Annotated in this window: 14 protein-coding genes; 7 read left to right on the top strand and 7 right to left on the bottom strand. The window is 40.0% G+C overall.

From position 1 onward, the window contains the following. The first annotated feature begins 48 nt into the window (after nt 1-48). The 5 genes from CLW00_RS18155 to CLW00_RS18135 all read left to right on the top strand — a co-directional run bounded on the left by CLW00_RS18155 (nt 49) and on the right by CLW00_RS18135 (nt 6,680). A complete protein-coding gene (locus tag CLW00_RS18155; protein ID WP_106135124.1) occupies nt 49-2,376 on the top strand; it encodes a PIG-L family deacetylase in 2,328 nt (775 codons plus the stop codon). A 15-nt stretch (nt 2,377-2,391) separates the two neighbouring features. Next, nucleotides 2,392-3,336: an ROK family protein gene (locus tag CLW00_RS18150; RefSeq protein ID WP_342747919.1), complete on the top strand. Its 945-nt coding sequence runs from the start codon at nt 2,392-2,394 to the stop codon at nt 3,334-3,336. Nucleotides 3,337-3,427: 91 nt separating this feature from the next. Continuing rightward, a complete protein-coding gene (locus tag CLW00_RS18145) occupies nt 3,428-4,795 on the top strand; it encodes a cystathionine beta-synthase (RefSeq protein ID WP_106135123.1) in 1,368 nt (455 codons plus the stop codon). Nucleotides 4,796-4,903: 108 nt separating this feature from the next. After that, nucleotides 4,904-5,539, top strand: a complete 636-nt coding sequence (locus CLW00_RS18140) for a hypothetical protein (protein WP_106135122.1) — start codon at nt 4,904-4,906, stop codon at nt 5,537-5,539. A gap of 61 nt (nt 5,540-5,600) precedes the next feature. Further along, nucleotides 5,601-6,680 carry an alkane 1-monooxygenase gene (locus CLW00_RS18135; protein WP_106135121.1) on the top strand — a complete coding sequence of 360 codons (1,080 nt, stop codon included), beginning with the start codon at nt 5,601-5,603 and terminating at the stop codon, nt 6,678-6,680. Between the two features lie 4 nt (nt 6,681-6,684). Here the strand turns inward: CLW00_RS18135 and CLW00_RS18130 are convergent, their stop codons facing one another. From CLW00_RS18130 to CLW00_RS18120, 3 genes are read right to left on the bottom strand one after another with little or no spacing between them, the layout of a single operon-like run. After that, nucleotides 6,685-7,731 carry a vWA domain-containing protein gene (locus CLW00_RS18130; RefSeq protein WP_106135120.1) on the bottom strand — a complete coding sequence of 349 codons (1,047 nt, stop codon included), beginning with the start codon at nt 7,729-7,731 and terminating at the stop codon, nt 6,685-6,687. Continuing rightward, entirely contained in the window at nt 7,718-8,620 is a 903-nt protein-coding gene (locus CLW00_RS18125) for a hypothetical protein (RefSeq protein ID WP_245917375.1), read from the bottom strand. The genes CLW00_RS18130 and CLW00_RS18125 overlap by 14 nt, the downstream gene beginning before the upstream one ends. Further along, complete coding sequence (locus tag CLW00_RS18120; protein WP_106135118.1) at nt 8,613-9,491, bottom strand: DUF58 domain-containing protein; 879 nt, start codon at nt 9,489-9,491, stop codon at nt 8,613-8,615. The genes CLW00_RS18125 and CLW00_RS18120 overlap by 8 nt, the downstream gene beginning before the upstream one ends. A gap of 397 nt (nt 9,492-9,888) precedes the next feature. On the opposite strand from CLW00_RS18120, the gene CLW00_RS18115 reads away from it, so the two are divergent. Beyond that, nucleotides 9,889-10,230: a DUF4296 domain-containing protein gene (locus tag CLW00_RS18115; RefSeq protein WP_106135117.1), complete on the top strand. Its 342-nt coding sequence runs from the start codon at nt 9,889-9,891 to the stop codon at nt 10,228-10,230. Then, complete coding sequence (locus CLW00_RS18110; protein ID WP_106135168.1) at nt 10,230-12,617, top strand: endonuclease MutS2; 2,388 nt, start codon at nt 10,230-10,232, stop codon at nt 12,615-12,617. Before CLW00_RS18115 ends, CLW00_RS18110 begins: the two co-directional genes overlap by 1 nt. A gap of 399 nt (nt 12,618-13,016) precedes the next feature. On the opposite strand, the gene CLW00_RS18105 is transcribed toward CLW00_RS18110, so the two are convergent. The 4 genes from CLW00_RS18105 to CLW00_RS18090 are packed head-to-tail and all read right to left on the bottom strand — an operon-like array spanning nt 13,017 to nt 16,363. Continuing rightward, nucleotides 13,017-13,505: a hypothetical protein gene (locus tag CLW00_RS18105; protein ID WP_245917373.1), complete on the bottom strand. Its 489-nt coding sequence runs from the start codon at nt 13,503-13,505 to the stop codon at nt 13,017-13,019. A gap of 49 nt (nt 13,506-13,554) precedes the next feature. Beyond that, entirely contained in the window at nt 13,555-14,190 is a 636-nt protein-coding gene (locus tag CLW00_RS18100) for an ABC transporter ATP-binding protein (RefSeq protein ID WP_106135116.1), read from the bottom strand. A 2-nt stretch (nt 14,191-14,192) separates the two neighbouring features. Beyond that, nucleotides 14,193-14,972, bottom strand: a complete 780-nt coding sequence (gene lpxA / locus CLW00_RS18095) for an acyl-ACP--UDP-N-acetylglucosamine O-acyltransferase (RefSeq protein ID WP_106135115.1) — start codon at nt 14,970-14,972, stop codon at nt 14,193-14,195. Continuing rightward, nucleotides 14,969-16,363, bottom strand: a complete 1,395-nt coding sequence (locus CLW00_RS18090; protein ID WP_106135114.1) for a bifunctional UDP-3-O-[3-hydroxymyristoyl] N-acetylglucosamine deacetylase/3-hydroxyacyl-ACP dehydratase — start codon at nt 16,361-16,363, stop codon at nt 14,969-14,971. Before CLW00_RS18090 ends, lpxA begins: the two co-directional genes overlap by 4 nt. Between the last annotated feature and the right edge of the window lie 30 nt (nt 16,364-16,393).

Raw genomic sequence — 16,393 nt, 5'->3', positions numbered from 1 at the left:
CTACAAGCAACCCGATTTTGCAACACTCACTATCTAAAATAACCGTTTATGCTCAGCAATTATCCTTTATCAGAAGTTGAAACAGCATTTCTTGAAGAATCAGGTGTCCAAAAAATAAGCACCAAAATTCCATATCTTTTGGTAGACAATTTTCCTAAGCTAGGCCTCATTACAGCCTGTAGGTTTTTGGAATGGGCTGCCAATAACCCTGATGGCGTTATCAGTCTTCCCACAGGCAAAACACCCGAATATTTTATCAAGTGGAGCCAATTTCTTTTGGAAAATTGGGACACAAAAAAAGGTAAACAGATCAGAGACCGTTACAACCTTAGCAACACCAAGAAGCCGGTACTCAGTGGATTGACTTTTGTGCAGATTGATGAGTTTTATCCGATTTCGGCAGAGCAAAACAACAGCTTTTTTCACTATGTAAATAAGTTCTATCTCGAAGGATTTGGCTTGAGTAAGGAGAAGGCAATTCTGATCAATTCTGACGAAATCCCATTGTCAGGAGGGAGGCATTTCAAAGAGGTATTTCCGGATATGAAGGTCGATCTTTCGCTTAGGTTTAGAGAACCAAAGACTCCAATGGAAAAGATCCAACAGGAATCCATTTACCTCATCGATAAATGGTGTGGTGATTACGAGCAAAGAATAAGGGATTTAGGAGGGATAGGTTTTTTCTTGGGTGGTATAGGTCCAGATGGTCATATCGCTTTCAATACCAGAGGTTCCCACGTTTTTTCAACAACAAGACTCACAGAAACCAATTTTGAAACACAGGCTGTTGCGGCAGGAGATTTAGGTGGCATAGAAGTCTCCGCCAATAGGTTGGTGATTACTATAGGCCTTGATACAATCGTGTACAATCCAGAAGCGGTAGGAATCATCATTGCAGCCGGTGAAGCCAAAGCCCAGATTGTCAAGGATAGTTTGGAAAACCCACTTGACAATGTGTATCCGGCTACTGTGCTACAAAAATTGAAGAATGGAAGGTTTTACCTCACCAGAGGTGCAGCTGTAAAGTTGACAGACTCTGTAGACCGATACTATGAATCGGGAGAGTGGACTTGGGAAAAAACCGAAAGATCCGTAATGGATCTTTGCAAGAAATTAAAAAAATACGGTCACAGGCTTAAGCTTGAAGACCTCAAAAATGATAAGTATACCTCCATGATACCTGACCTGTCTGAAAATACGGTCAATTTGGTTGTGGAGAGTATGGTGGAAAAACTCAACAGGGGTTTGATAAAAGAGAAAAATGAAGTTTTGCTTCATACTGGGCCTCATCATGATGATATTTCTCTTGGAATATTGCCTCATATTACCAATCAATTGCAAGAAAATAGCAACGAGGCCCATTTCTCTGTTTTGACCTCTGGTTTTACTGCTGTGACAAACAGCTTTGTGATTGACACACTACTGCATACCAAAAAACTTTTGGATGACGGGGAGATCCAAATGGTCAATTATGAAGATTTTTTCGAGGTAGGTTTCAAGCTTAAAACGGACAAAGACGTATACCATTACCTGACAAAAGTTGCAGCAGAAGATGAGTATGGGAAAAAAAGAGGACTTTGCCATAGGGTAGTCAGGGCTTTGGTTACCATACACAAAATCAAAAACAAGCATCAGCTCCGCGAAACCATCAACGATGTCATCAGCATCCTTCGTAATTCGTATGACGGTGAGAAAAACCCATCTAAAATTCAGACCTTGAAAGGGATGATCAGGGAGTTTGAAGAGGAATTGGTCTGGGCCCATTTTGGTGTTCAGGTTAAGAATGTTCATCACCTAAGATTAGGTTTTTATACTGGAGACATTTTTACGGAGCAACCTGATAAAAAAAGGGATGTAGAGCCTATTCTGGAAATGTTCAGAAAAGTGAATCCAACTAAAGTAAGCCTTACCCTAGATCCTGAAGGGTCAGGTCCTGATACTCATTATAAAGTCTTGCAGGCTACTGCCGAAGCTGTGAGGCAATGGAAAGAAGAAAAAGATCTCAGTGACTTGAGAATAATCGGATATAGAAATGTTTGGTTTAAATTTGAACCACATGAAGCCAATGTGATTGTACCGGTTTCATTGGGCGATATGTCTGTCATGGAGGATTCATTTGCGAATTGTTACTTAAGTCAAGTAAATGCTTCTTTTCCAAGCTATTCCCATAATGGTAAATTCAGTACAGTAGCCAAAAGAATATGGGTAAGTCAGCTAAATGATATTCAATTGCTTTTGGGTAAAAATTATTTCTATCTCCACGATATGGCTAAGGTCAGGTCCAGTCACGGACTCATTTTCTTCAAAGATATGAATGTTGAGGAATTCTTGGCCACTGCCAGAGAGCTGGAGAAATCAATTGAGGGTATGTTGTAATTACAACTCAAACCTATGCCAAGCGAAGAAAGGGAATTGCCCTTTCTTTCTTGGTTTCTAAAACAACCTAAGACCCAAACCTATATGCTCAATACCGAAAGACCTATTTTGGGAATGGATATCGGCGGCACTTCCATCAAGGCAGGTGTGTTGATAGGCAGCCAACTTGAAGACATCAGATCTATCCCTACACCTGCGCAGATGCCGCAGGATTTTATTTTAGAAACCATAGCTGATTTTATACAGACTTACCTTCATCATGATTTTTATGCCATCGGTATAGGTATACCGGGATTGATTGATGTGGAAAAAGGCATAGTATTGAATTTGGGCAATATCCCCTCGTTTAAAAAAGTCTTCCTCAAAGATTATCTTCAAGAAAAATTCAATAAACCTACTTTTATAAACAATGACGCAAATTGCTTCGCATTGGGTGAATACAGGTTTGGTGTAGCCCAGGACTTCAAACATGTGGTTGGAATAACCCTGGGTACTGGTCTGGGTGGAGGTATCATTGCAAATGGGCACTTGTACTGTGGGCGTAATTGTGCAGCCGGCGAATGGTGTTCTGTGCCTTATTTGGAGAATGATTTTGAAGAATATTGCAGCAGTAAATTTTTCATCTCCAAATATGGAGCAAAGCCGAAAGCCCTATTTAAAAAAGCCCAAAAAGGTGATGAAAAGGCTCTTTTGGCTTATAATGAATTTGGCCATCACCTAGGCGAATTGATCAAGCACATCCTATATGCCATGGCGCCAGAGGCCATTGTATTAGGAGGTTCAATCCGTAAAGCCTACCCGTTTTTCAAAGATAGTATGATGGCTTCGATTGCTACTTTCAGATATCCCTCGATCAGTGAAGACCTGAAAGTCCTGATTTCCAATCTGGATGAGACAGCCATTCATGGAGCTGTAGCTTTGGTAGATGAATATATCTCTCAGGCTAACCCTGTGAGTTGAAAATTCGAAATAATATTTGGGAAAATAGCAGGGCTGTTCAAGCAGCTCTGAAATTATTTGTAACTTGCAGAAAAAAAGAACCCAAATATTTATGATTTATAATTCCATAATAGACACCATAGGCAATACACCACTTGTCCGATTAAACAAGCTCAACAAGGGCATAAAAGGACAGATCCTGGTAAAAGTAGAGTATTTCAATCCTGGCAACTCCATGAAAGATAGGATGGCCATCAAAATGGTAGAAGATGCTGAAAAGGAAGGACTTCTAAAGCCGGGTGGGACCATCATCGAGGGGACAAGTGGGAACACGGGTATGGGACTTGCCTTGGCAGCTATTGCAAAGGGTTATAAGTGTATTTTTACCATGGCAGATAAGCAGTCAAAAGAAAAAATTGACATCCTTAAAGCGGTGGGAGCTGAAGTGATTGTTTGCCCCACCAATGTTTCCCCTGATGATCCTAGGTCTTATTATTCTGTAGCCAAAAAACTCAATCAGGATATCCCCAATTCTTTTTATCCAAATCAATACGACAACCTATCCAACACAAAGGCCCATTACGAAACTACCGGACCGGAAATCTGGAATGATACTGAAGGTAAAATCACGCATTATGCTGCGGGTGTGGGTACAGGTGGCTCAATGTGTGGTACAGCTAAATACCTAAAGGAGAAAAACCCAGATGTAGTCACTGTAGGTATCGATACTTATGGTTCAGTTTTCAAAAAGTACAAAGAAACAGGTGTATTTGATGAAAATGAAGTTTACCCTTATCTGACCGAGGGTATAGGTGAAGACATATTGCCTAAAAATGTTGATTTTTCTGTCATTGACCACTTTGTAAAAGTTACTGACAAAGATGCGGCCGTGATGACCAGAAGATTGTCCAAGGAAGAAGGACTATTTGTAGGCTGGTCTTGCGGATCGGCTGTGCATGGTGCACTCGAATGGGCCAAAGAAAACCTAAAAGAGGAAGATACCATGGTTATCATTTTGCCTGATCATGGTACCCGATATTTAGGTAAAATATACAATGATGATTGGATGAGGAATCATGGGTTTTTGGAAAATAAGTCTTTCGGAACTGCAAGAGACATTATTGCCGCTAGAAATGGTTCATACCAATTGGTAGTATCTCAAAAGACTGATAAAGTGAAAGATGCCATTGCGCTGATGAACGGTAAGTCCGTATCTCAGATTCCCGTGATGGACAATGGACACGTCATAGGCAGTATTACAGACAATAAGCTACTTTCCAAAATCATCGAAAATCCAGATTTGAAGGATGCTGCTGTCACGGATGTCATGGAAGACTCTATGAAATTTGTAGCCTTGGACAGCACGCTTGATGTACTTTCATCTATGGTGGACAAGGAGAAAGCTGTATTGGTAAGGGATGAAAATCACCATATACACATCATTACCAAGCATGATATTTTGGAAGCCATCACCAAATGATGGTGTTTATAAAAAAATAAGTTTTCTCGAAACAATAATGTAGTATTTTAGGATATATTAATAAGGCAGGATAGCGATATCCTGCCTTTATTGTGTATAAAATCAAAGATGAGCAAGGAAAAACTGGCAATAATTAGAGAAAGAGGATATGATTTTGATATCCAGAATCTATTTGAGAGGGCATGGGCTATGTATAAAATCCAGCCTTTGCTCAATGCTTCATTCACCATGCTGATTATCTCAGCAAATTTGCTTGCAGCTCTTTACTTTAAGGATTATGCGTTCTTATATTCTCTATTTGTCGCGCCACATCTTTTTTCAGGGTTTTATTTCGTAGCCAATAAATACAGTCAGGGCGAACATGTGGTTTATCCTGATTTCTTCAAAGGTTTTTCCTTTTACATGCCTATATTTTCGATTTGGCTAATAGGTCAGATACTCACAGCTTTGGGGATTTTTGCCTTTATTATCCCCGGTATTTACTTGGCTGTGGCCTATAATTTTGCTGTATTGATGGCTATTTTCGGAGGCTTTGATTTTTGGACTGCTTTGGAAGAAAGTAGGAAATTAATCACTGTCAGGTGGTGGAAAATGGCACTTTTGATCCTGATTCTAGTGATATTGAACATTGTTGGGGCTTTGTTTTTCCTTTTTGGATTGGTCCTTACTTTGCCTATTACTTATTATGCGATTTACTTGTTGTTTGAAGACCTGACCGAAGATGTTTTTGTAGAGGAGCAATAAAATCATGCAAAGTCTTTTTGCTGGCCATTTTTCTTTCAATCATTTTTTATAAATTGGAAAAGTGAAAGGAATCAAAAAAATAGGGTTTTACGCAGCATTTATCCTGCCTGTACTTCTCATTGGAGGTTATTATCTTGGAGGCATCGGTTTATCGTTTATCCATATTTTTGTATTTGTCCTGATCCCAATAATGGATTACCTGATAGGGAAGGATAAAAATAACATCCCGCAATCCGATATTCCCGAGGTTTCAAAGGAGCGGTTTTATAAGCTTGTTACTTTTATTTGGGTCTATGTCCAGTTTGCTGTACTTATTTGGGGCTTTTATATTGTAGCCACTGCATCTCTGACCTTAGGAGAGTGGCTGTGGTTTACATCAGGGATGGCGCTGGTGACAGGTGGTGTAGGGATTACCGTAGCTCATGAATTAGGCCACAAAGCTGATAAATTAGAGCAGAATTACGCCAAAATCCTCCTAATGACTGTGTGTTATATGCATTTTTTTATCGAGCACAACAGAGGGCATCATGTTCATGTGGCCACACCAAAAGATCCCGCGACAAGTAGGAGAGGGGAACATTTCTATTCATTTTGGTGGAGATCAGTCAAAGATGGTTTCTTGTCTGCCATTGATCTTGAAGTCAAAAGATTGGAAAAGTCAAAAGCCTCGGTTTGGTCATTGTCTAACCAAATGATCGTATTTAGCCTAGCTCCGATCATTTTTGTAGGAGTATTTACCTTAGGCTTCTCTATTTTCTTTGAAAGAATAGTATGGGAAATTCCGGCCTTTTTCTTTGGCCAAAGTATTCTTGGATTTACCCTTTTGGAATTGGTGAACTATATCGAGCATTATGGCATGGAGCGTAAAATACTTCCAAGTGGCAGGTATGAAAATGTAACGCCTTTACATTCCTGGAATGCAAGCCATTTGGTCAGTAATTTCCTTTTGTTTCAATTACAGAGGCATTCTGACCATCATGCTTTTGCATATAAAAGGTACCAGGTTTTGGAGCATCACGATAGTAGTCCTCAGTTGCCTCAAGGTTATTCTGCCATGATCATCCTGGCTCTTTTTCCTCCTCTTTGGTTTACGGTAATGGATAAAAGGCTTGAACTTTGGAAAAAAGAGCTTAAAGTCTGAATTTTTAATCCAATAGGAAGTTGTTGAAGAAAGTGCTTTTCAATCCTAGCCAGACAAAAAAGAATACCAATCCCCAAAACATGTATGCACGGTAGTAATCTACTGTTTCTTTATACCTGTTTTCAAGAATTTCAGCTTTCTCCATGGCGTCAATCTGATCAAAAATCTGCTCTAGGGCATTGCCATCCGAAGCCCTGAAAAACCTTCCTCCACCGATCTCTGCAATTTCTCTCAAAGTGGTTTCATCCAAGTAACTCTCTATCATCTGAGGTCTTCCGAAAAAATCAGTCCCATAAGGCACAGGCCCATCCTTACCTACCGCAATAGTATAGATCTTGATATCTAAGGCTGCAGCCAATTGCGCTGCATAAACAGGATCTATGTTTCCGGCATTATTTTCCCCATCACTCAGCAAGATCATAACTTTGGAACTTGAATCCGATTCTCTCATTCTATTGGTTCCTGAAGCTAAAGCAGAACCAATCGCTGTGCCTTTGGCATCCATCATATTGAAGGAGATGTCTTTGACCAAATCGGTAAGTAAAGCATAATCGGTGGTCAGGGGTGCAAGTGAGTAGGCTTCACCCGAGAAAATCACCATTCCGATTCTATCTCCAAACCTTCCGTTGATAAAATCGACAGCTGTTTCTTTTGCCGCTTCCAGTCTGTTGGGCTGGAAGTCCTGTAAGTCCATAGACTCTGAGATATCCATGACCAACATGATGTCTATACCTTCTGTGAATTGCTCCACACGTTCATTGGTGCGCTGTGGTCTTGCCAATGCTATCACCATCATCAACAGTGCCAGCATAAAGAAAAGCCCAGGGACCAGTCTCAAATATGTCCAGGGGTTGCTTTGTGACACAGAGCCGGGGAGGGAAAGTTCTAAGACAGGGTTTTTGAGGAATTTTGTGAATTTTCTCAATATCAACATCAGCGGCACTGCCCATAATAGGTGTAGTGCCCAGAGGTTTTCCCAATCAAAAGTCTGAAGGGTATTCGGCCAAAACCAATACAATGAGAAAAAATCAGCTATACTATTCGCGCTCATCCGGGCTTGTAATTTTTTGGTGGTAAGTATCTGTACAGATATTTCTTAGATTTTGGCAGGCCTGAGGAAGGTCTTGCCCTTCTTTACCTGCATAGATGATCACTTCGATCTCTCTAAAGTCTTTGATGATTTCCTTGTTTTCAAGGAAATCGGATATCTCAGTGGTAGTCCAATCCCTGAAAGGCTTGTTTTTCAAATGCTCCATGTAGGTTTTCCATAGGCCAAGTAATTCATCTGCATGGTCCATGTCAGGGGTGGCAGCAAATTCCTGCTCGGCTTTCTCCCATCTTTTCGTAAAACGCTTGTATTTTTTCTTTTCAAGGTAAATCTGCCACTTTCTACGAAGGGTTTTGCCAAAGAAGAAGGCAAGTAGTCCAGCCACTACCAAGATGCTCACAAATACAGCCACCCAAAGAGGATAATTGAAATCTGTGGAAATGGGTTGGTATACGTTGTTTTCTCTGAAAGAGAGTTCTTGTGGAATTTGATCAATGATAAGCTTAAGTGCTAAATTGGCTTCAATTGGTCTGTGTTCAAGGCTGTCATATTTGAATACCTCAAAAACCGGAAGTGCAAATTCAGTGATGGGATCCAGGGAGAAATTAGAAACATAATATACTGCCGAGTCTAAAGTGACTCCCTCATCTGTATAACTGATATAAGTCTTTTTCTCCAAAAGCTCAAAAGGGCTGTAATCAAATGTAGAGTCAGGAAATACAATATTGTAACCTTTTCCGTACTTGGCTTTAAGGATGTAAGGGACTCTTTCGCCGATTTTGGCAGAATCCTGTAAGAAATAGCCCTCTACTTCAATATTTTGGCTATGGCCTGAAATACTGAAAGCCATCAGCATTACTGCGCACATGTATATTTGCAATAACTTACCCACGCTTCATAGTTCGGTTACGTTTCTTAAATAATTCTATCAATGGCAATACAATATCATCCTTGGTGCTTACTCCTAAGTAGTTGATTTGATTCTTCTTACAGATATCTTGTAAATGGGTCCGTTCTGAAGTGAAAGTTTCAGCAATTTTTTTCGAAAATGAGCCAAAAGCTGTATTCACCCAAGTAGTACGGCCTTCTTCCTTATCGTATACAGGAATAATTCCAAGAGACGGTAAAGCGGCTTCTTTGGGGTCGGTAACCTGTATGGCTACGACATCATGTCTTTCGGCCAAAGCCTTGAATGGGCGCTCGTATCCTTCGTCAATGAAATCAGATATTACGATGATGATACTTCTTTTCTTGACCAGGTTGAGGGCAAAATTGAACATCTCTTTTAGGTTTGTTTTCAGAGACTTGTTTTGGTGATTAAATATACCCTGAATGATCTTTACCCCTTGTTTTGGACCTTTACCAGGTAAAATGATTTTCTCTTTTTGATCTGAATATGAAACCAGCCCCGCTTGACTGCCTTCAAATATTGCTGCCAATGTCAACACACCCGCAATTTCCTTGCCTACATCCATTTTTTTTCTCGATGCATCACCCACATCTTGTGATCCTGATATATCTAAAAGAAAATAGACTGATTGGTCTTTCTCCTCACGGAAAGTTTTGACAAATGTTCCATGACCTTTGGCAGAGACCTTCCATTCGATTGTCCTGACATCGTCTCCGTATTGATACGGCCGTAAGTCGTCAAATTCCAAGCCTGCACCCTTGAAGATGGATTGGTAATCACCCTGAAGGTGGTTGTTGGCCACTTTCCGGATCTTGATTTCATATTTGCGAAGCTTTTTGAGTAGTTGGTTCATTCAGAAGAATTTCGAAAGCCTAATTTAAGGCAGTCTTTTGAATTATAAAATCCAATAACTTTGGTCGGTAGTTAATAATTGTCAATTGACTGTTTTTGAGATAGTATTTGGAATGAAAGCCGAATATCAGGTATTAAAACATTAAATAACTCATCTCTTTGATATTCATTGATATCCGTTTGTTTTGGATCTGCCGGTAAATGCTGCCATGTAGCTCGTTTAATACCAATTAAGTGCTAAATACCATTTAAATTCAGTTTTACAAATATTGTTGATCTTGCGTAAATTCTTACGAATCTTATTTTTAAACGACAAAAAAGACAATTGTGTACTCATTCATGACATCAAATTAAGCAGAAGACACGTTGATTCCTTCTATAATTATTAATTTTGCTGTGTGAAAAAAATAACTGCCATACTAATTGCACTCTCTTTTTTTGCCTGTAGCCAAGAGAAACTCCCTGAAGGGGTTCTTAGCGAGGACAAAATGGTAGAGGTCATGATTGATATCCACCTTGCCGAAGGCCTTGTAAGCACATTCCCCATTCATTATGACTCCTCGAGAGTTTTGTATCCATTGTTCGAAAAAGAGGTTTTTAAAAAACATCAGCTGTCAGATTCAGTTTTTGTAAGAAGCCTTGAGTATTACATGAGAGATGCGCGGTTTATGGACAGGTTATATGCCAGGACGATAGATTCTCTGCATGTGATTGAAAAAGAAGGAAACAACAACCAATGATGCGATACCCCGAGAACCTGGAGGACAAAATCAATTTTACCAAAATCAGGGAATTGCTCAAAGAAGAGTGCAGTAGCACTTTGGGAGCCGATTTTGTAGACAAAATGTCCTTTTCTAAGGACCATAACCTTGTCAATAAATTACTTGATCAGACAGAAGAGTTTAGAAAAATAATCCAATCAGGAGAGAATTTTCCAGCTTCTAATTTCACCAATATTCACTCATTTCTGGAAAAAGCCAAGATTGAAGGGACTTACCTCTATGAAGATGAGTTTCATGAAATCAAGCTTTCACTAAGCACACTCAGTAGGTGTATTGAGTTTTTTTTGGATCACGAAGAAGATTATCCTCAGCTATTTCAGCTTTTGGGATTGGTGAATCTCAATAATGATCTTTTAAGAGCAATAGAAAGAATAATTGATGAAAAAGGAAAAATCAGGAACAATGCCTCCAAAGAACTTGCCCTGATCAGGTCTCAGATTATATATGAGGAAAACAGACTGAGAAAGGTATTGGAAAGGATCTTTCGTGAGGCCAAAGGCAAAGGTTTTACTCCTGATGATGCCTCCATTACAATCAGAGGTGGGAGAATGGTCATCCCTGTTTTGGCAGAGAATAAGAGGAAAATCAAGGGTTTTATCCATGATGAATCAGCCACGGGTCAGACAGTTTTCCTAGAACCTGCAGAGGTCTTGGATATCAACAATGACTTGATGGATTTGGCCTATATGGAAAAAAGGGAAATCCAAAAAATCCTTACACAGCTGACAGATGTGCTGAGGCCATATATTCCGGAACTGAGAAGGGCATTCTATTTTCTAGGCATGGTTGACTTTATTAGAGCCAAGGCTAAGTTTGCCATCAAGACAGGGTCTAACAGGCCCAAGCTGGAAAAAGCACGTCAACTCAATTGGACAGAAGCCCGACATCCATTGTTAGAGTTCGCACTCAAGCAAACTGGAAAAAAAATCATCCCTCTCAATATTTCTTTGGACCATAACCGTCGGTTGTTGGTAATTTCGGGTCCAAATGCTGGAGGGAAGTCTGTGACACTGAAGACCGTCGCCATTGTACAATACATGCTGCAATGTGGCCTTTTGATTCCCGTGAATGAAGCTTCGGTTTGTACATTATTTGATAATTTCTTTATTGATATAGGTGACGAACAGAATATTGAAAATGACCTGAGTACCTACAGCTCACACTTGATGAGCATGAAATACTTTTCTCAATTTGCAGATAAAAAGACAATCCTCTTTATCGATGAATTTGGTACAGGTACAGAGCCTTTGTTTGGAGGTGCGATCGCAGAAGGGATTTTGCTGGCCTTAAATAAAAGTGGAGCATATGGGGTGATCACCACGCATTATGGCAACTTGAAACAAGTAGCCTCAAAAAACCAAGGTTTGGTCAATGGTGCAATGCGCTATGATGTCGATAAATTAGAGCCCCTTTATCAACTGGAAATCGGTAAGCCCGGTAGTTCTTTTGCGCTGGAGATTGCTTCAAAGATCGGTATTCCGAAAGATATCATTCAATATGCCAAGGATAATATTGGTGAAGAGCGTGTCAAATATGACAGGATGCTGACCAAGCTGGAAAATGAGAAAAGTAAGTATGAGCAGGTAATTGCTGAAGCTAAGAAGAAAGAAAGGCTGTTGGAAATCCGACTCAAAGAATACAATCAGCTGAAGGAAACCATAGAAAACAACAAGAAAAAATACCTTCAGGAGGCCAAAGAAGAGGCTAAAATTTTACTTGATGATGTCAATAAAAAAATAGAAGCCTCTATCAAAGCTATCAAGGAAAGTAAGGCTGATAAAGAAATTACCAAGAAAATCAGGGAAGAAATAGAAGCGGTAAAAGTAAAAGTCAAGCCTGAGAAAAAGGTGCAGGAAGCTCCTGAAATCAGGGTGATTGGCGGTGAAATTCAAGTCGGTGATTTTGTAAGGCTAAAGGACAATGGCGCTGTTGCAGAGGTCTTGGCTTTACAGAAAAAAGAAGTGGAAATCAGTATTGGAGAATTGAAGTCAAAAGTGAAACTTAATCGCTTGGAGAAAATATCGGGTACCGAAATGAAGAAAGAGAAAAAGTCCCATGCCAAGCGTACTGGTTTTGATACCACTTCCAAGATGATGGATTTTTCACCCAATTTGGATATTCGTGGCAAAAGGGGAGAGGAGATTTTTTCGCTCGTCCAAAACTTTGTAGATGATGGGTATATGCTAGGATTAAAGGACTTGCGGGTAGTTCATGGCAAGGGAGATGGCATACTTAGGGATATTACTCGCAATCTGCTCAGAGGAATGAAACAAGTAGCCAAGACAGAAGACGAACATGCTGATAGGGGTGGCTCTGGAGTTACTTTGGTGACTTTGAGGAGTTAATAATTGTGTAGATCTGAAGTTCTGTGAGTAAGCAAGAGGATATGTTTTTTGATGTTCTGATACTCACCTCACAGATATTTAGACATTCATGGACATTGGCTCTATAGTAAAGGTCAATTTTGAAAAATGACGCAAACCTGACGATAAGAGGGCGTTCAGTAAACTAAAACCTCAAAAAAACATCCCCCATTTTCAAAATGGGGGATGTTTTTTTAAATAATATGTATATCCGCTTTCATACCAGTAGAATCTAAATAATTGAATTACCTGTGATTTCGAACCAATATCGATAAATATCCAATATCTATTAGTATCCCTTTGCCCAAAAACCCTCGTTTAATTGATTAGTGGCATGATTGCGGATAATCATATTAAATAATATGTAGCATGTATTATTTCTTACTGCTTCCTTTTCAAGTTAAAAATATAGCTTCCTGCCACAGCTTCAACTCTTGCATTGCTGGGCATAGGAATGGTAAATTGAAGTCTAAGGTCATTGCCTGTTCTGGTAAATGATATTTCTTGATTGGAAGCTGGTCTGCTACCGCTAAGCTCTATTTTATCCAGATTTCCACCTGCAAAAGACCAGTTTCCATTGCCGTCAAAAAGATCATTGTTATTGACAGTAGCATAGGTTCTTGCTCCTTGATTGGCTGCGAAAGTGATTTCAAATCCACTGTAATTAGCTGTTTCTGATCTGCCGTCTCTTGCTACTGAGCCACCTCCTTCTAGTGTCCATACTTGTGATGAACCACCAGTCAGGTCTTCGGTTGCCAACTCTTCAGGCGTTTTTTGTGGTTCAGGATCGTCTTCACCATTTCTGTTACAGGAAGATAAAATGATGCTTGAGCCTAGGGCTATAACTAGGATGAAAAACAGTTTTTGCATAAAATTAATTAGTATTGAGATTGGTAAAATTAATCAATCCCTTCAATAATCAAAGTCTTGATTTGAGCTTGTAATCTTCAATATGGATTTTATCACTGCAGAAGACATATTCTTTGGGTTCATTGCTGCAAATGATCACTGTTTTTTCTTCACAGTATTTTTCCACCATTTTGAGATACCACTCCACGCCTTTTTGATCCAGGTTGGAAGTTGGTTCATCGAAAAGGATCAATGGGACGTCTGAAAAAACGCAAAGACCGATTTTAAGTCTTTGTTTCATCCCTGAGCTAAATTGGCTGATGGATTTGTTTTGTTGGTTTTCCAGGTACATGATTTCCATCATATCCTCAAAACTGACTCCTGAAATGGGGTTTTTAAATTTAAAATGAAATTGAAGCAATTCGAGCAAACTAAATTCTTCCGGCAGCTCCAAGTATGGCGCGCTGATGACGAGGTGTTTATAAATATCTCCCTCCGAAATGTTTTTGTCTTGATATGTGTAGCGGATACTTCCTTCTGTCAAGGGTTGTATGCCTGAAATTCCTTTTAATAAGGTTGATTTTCCAGAACCATTGCTGCCTGTGATCACACATTTGCTGCCAGCGGGAATTTGTTGGCTTAGGTTTTTATAAATCCAGTCATACTGAAACCTTTTTCCTGCATTTATGAAATCTAAGGTCAACATTATCAGCTGATATAACCTTTCATTACACCTCTTTCTGATGACCTGATAAAATTCACAATTTCATCCCTTTCCTTGGTAGCTGGAAGGTTGATTTCAATTTCTTCCAAAGCCCTGGAATTGTTCATGCTATTCAGAAAAAGGTACCGATACACTTCCTGAATGTGGCTGATGCTTTCACTTGAAAAACCTCTTCTTCTGAGTCCAAGACTGTTTACCCCTGCATAGCTTAATGGCTCTCTTGCAGCTTTGGTAAATGGTGGTACATCTTTTCTTACCAGAGAACCACCTGAAATCATGGCATGCATACCTACTTTCACAAACTGATGAATAGCGCTGCTCCCGCCAATGATAGCCCAGTCGTCTATGGTCACATGTCCAGCCACTTGCACGGAATTGGCGATAATAACATTGTCACCCACAAAACAGTCATGAGCAATATGGACATAGGCCATCAGCAAACAATTGTCACCCACTTTGGTGGTCCTTTTGTCTGCGGTGCCACGACTGATGGTGACACATTCCCTGATGGTGGTATTGTCACCGATTTCTACAGTAGAATCTTCGCCTTGGAACTTCAGGTCTTGAGGAATAGCTGCAATGACCGCCCCTGGGAAAATTTTACAATTCTTGCCGATTTTGGCACCGGAAAAAATAGTAACGTTAGAACCAATCCACGTTCCTTCGCCGATTTCTACATTGTCATGAATCATCGAAAAAGGGTCTATTTGCACCCCTTCTTCGATGACTGTATTTTTACCTATATGGGATAAATTGCTGATCATGATTCTTTTCTTACAATACTGGCTGTCATTATAGCCTCACAAACCAAGGTGTTGCCAACGAAAGCCTCTCCCTTCATTTTGGCAATTCCCCTTCTAATAGGAGCTAAAAGCTCACATTTGAAAACCAAAGTGTCACCAGGTAACACCATTTTCCTGAACTTACAGCTTTCGATTCCAAGAAAATAAGTCCAGTAATTTTCAGGATCTTCAACAGTGCTTAAAACTAAAATACCTCCTGTTTGTGCCATGGCTTCCACTTGAAGTACTCCAGGCATGACAGGGTTATTTGGGAAATGCCCCATAAAAAAAGGCTCATTGATGGTTACATTTTTCACTCCTGCCACCACCATGTCGTCTAAGTAAATGATCTTGTCCAAAAGTTGGAAAGGATACCTATGGGGCAATATATTACTGATCTGATTGATATCCATGACTGGAGGCAACTTTGGATCGTAATGTGGAATGTGGGAAGGACCTATTTTTTCCCAAGCTCTTTTTAATTTTTTCGCAAAAGCGACATTGGCGGCATGACCCGGTCTTGCTGCCAGAATTTGCGCTTTCAATGGCCTTCCAACCAAAGCGAGGTCACCTACTACATCCAACAGCTTGTGGCGAGCGGGTTCGTTTTTATACCTCAGTTCTACATTATTGAGAATTCCTTCTTTGCGAACTTCAACTTTTTCTTTATTGAACATCCTTGCCAGATTTTCCAATTCAGAATCAGCTACTATCCGATCAACGACTACTATGGCATTGTTGAGATCACCACCCTTAATTAGGTTTTGGTTGTACAACATTTCCAATTCATGGAGAAAGCAAAATGTCCTGCAAGATGCTATCTCAGATTTAAATTGGCTGATGTCCATAATCGAGGCATGCTGACTGCCCAATACAGGTGAATTGTAATCGACCATCACTGTGACTCTGTAGTCATCGAGTGGTAGGGCTGCCAATTCCACTTCTCTCGAAGGGTCTCGGTAGGTGATGCTTTCAGGAACTTCAAAAAACCTTCTTAGGGCATTTTGCTCCTCAGAACCTACTTGCTCCAATGCCTCGATGAATTGGATAGAAGAACCATCCAAAATCGGAGGCTCAGGACCATCTAACTGCATCAAAACATTGTCCAACTCCAAACCAACCAAGGCTGCTAAGACATGTTCGACAGTAAATACCCTGGCACCGCTCTGTTCGAGTGTAGTGCCTCTTGAGATATCCACCACATTGTCTACATCAGCATCTATGATAGGCATGCCTTCGAGATCAATTCTCTGGAACTTGAATCCGTGGTTTGGAGGTGCAGGTAAAAAAGTCATGTTTGAAATTACTCCTGTGTGAAGTCCTACTCCTGAAACAGTTACTTTATTTTTGATGGTGTGTTGTTTGACCCTCATAGATAATTCAATCTTTTCTTTGGTAATGCG

The organism is Mongoliibacter ruber (genome assembly GCF_003003005.1).
GTDB classification, from domain to species: domain Bacteria; phylum Bacteroidota; class Bacteroidia; order Cytophagales; family Cyclobacteriaceae; genus Mongoliibacter; species Mongoliibacter ruber.
Note: the sequence above shows the minus strand (reverse complement) of the source record. Positions and strands in the feature narration are given on the sequence as shown.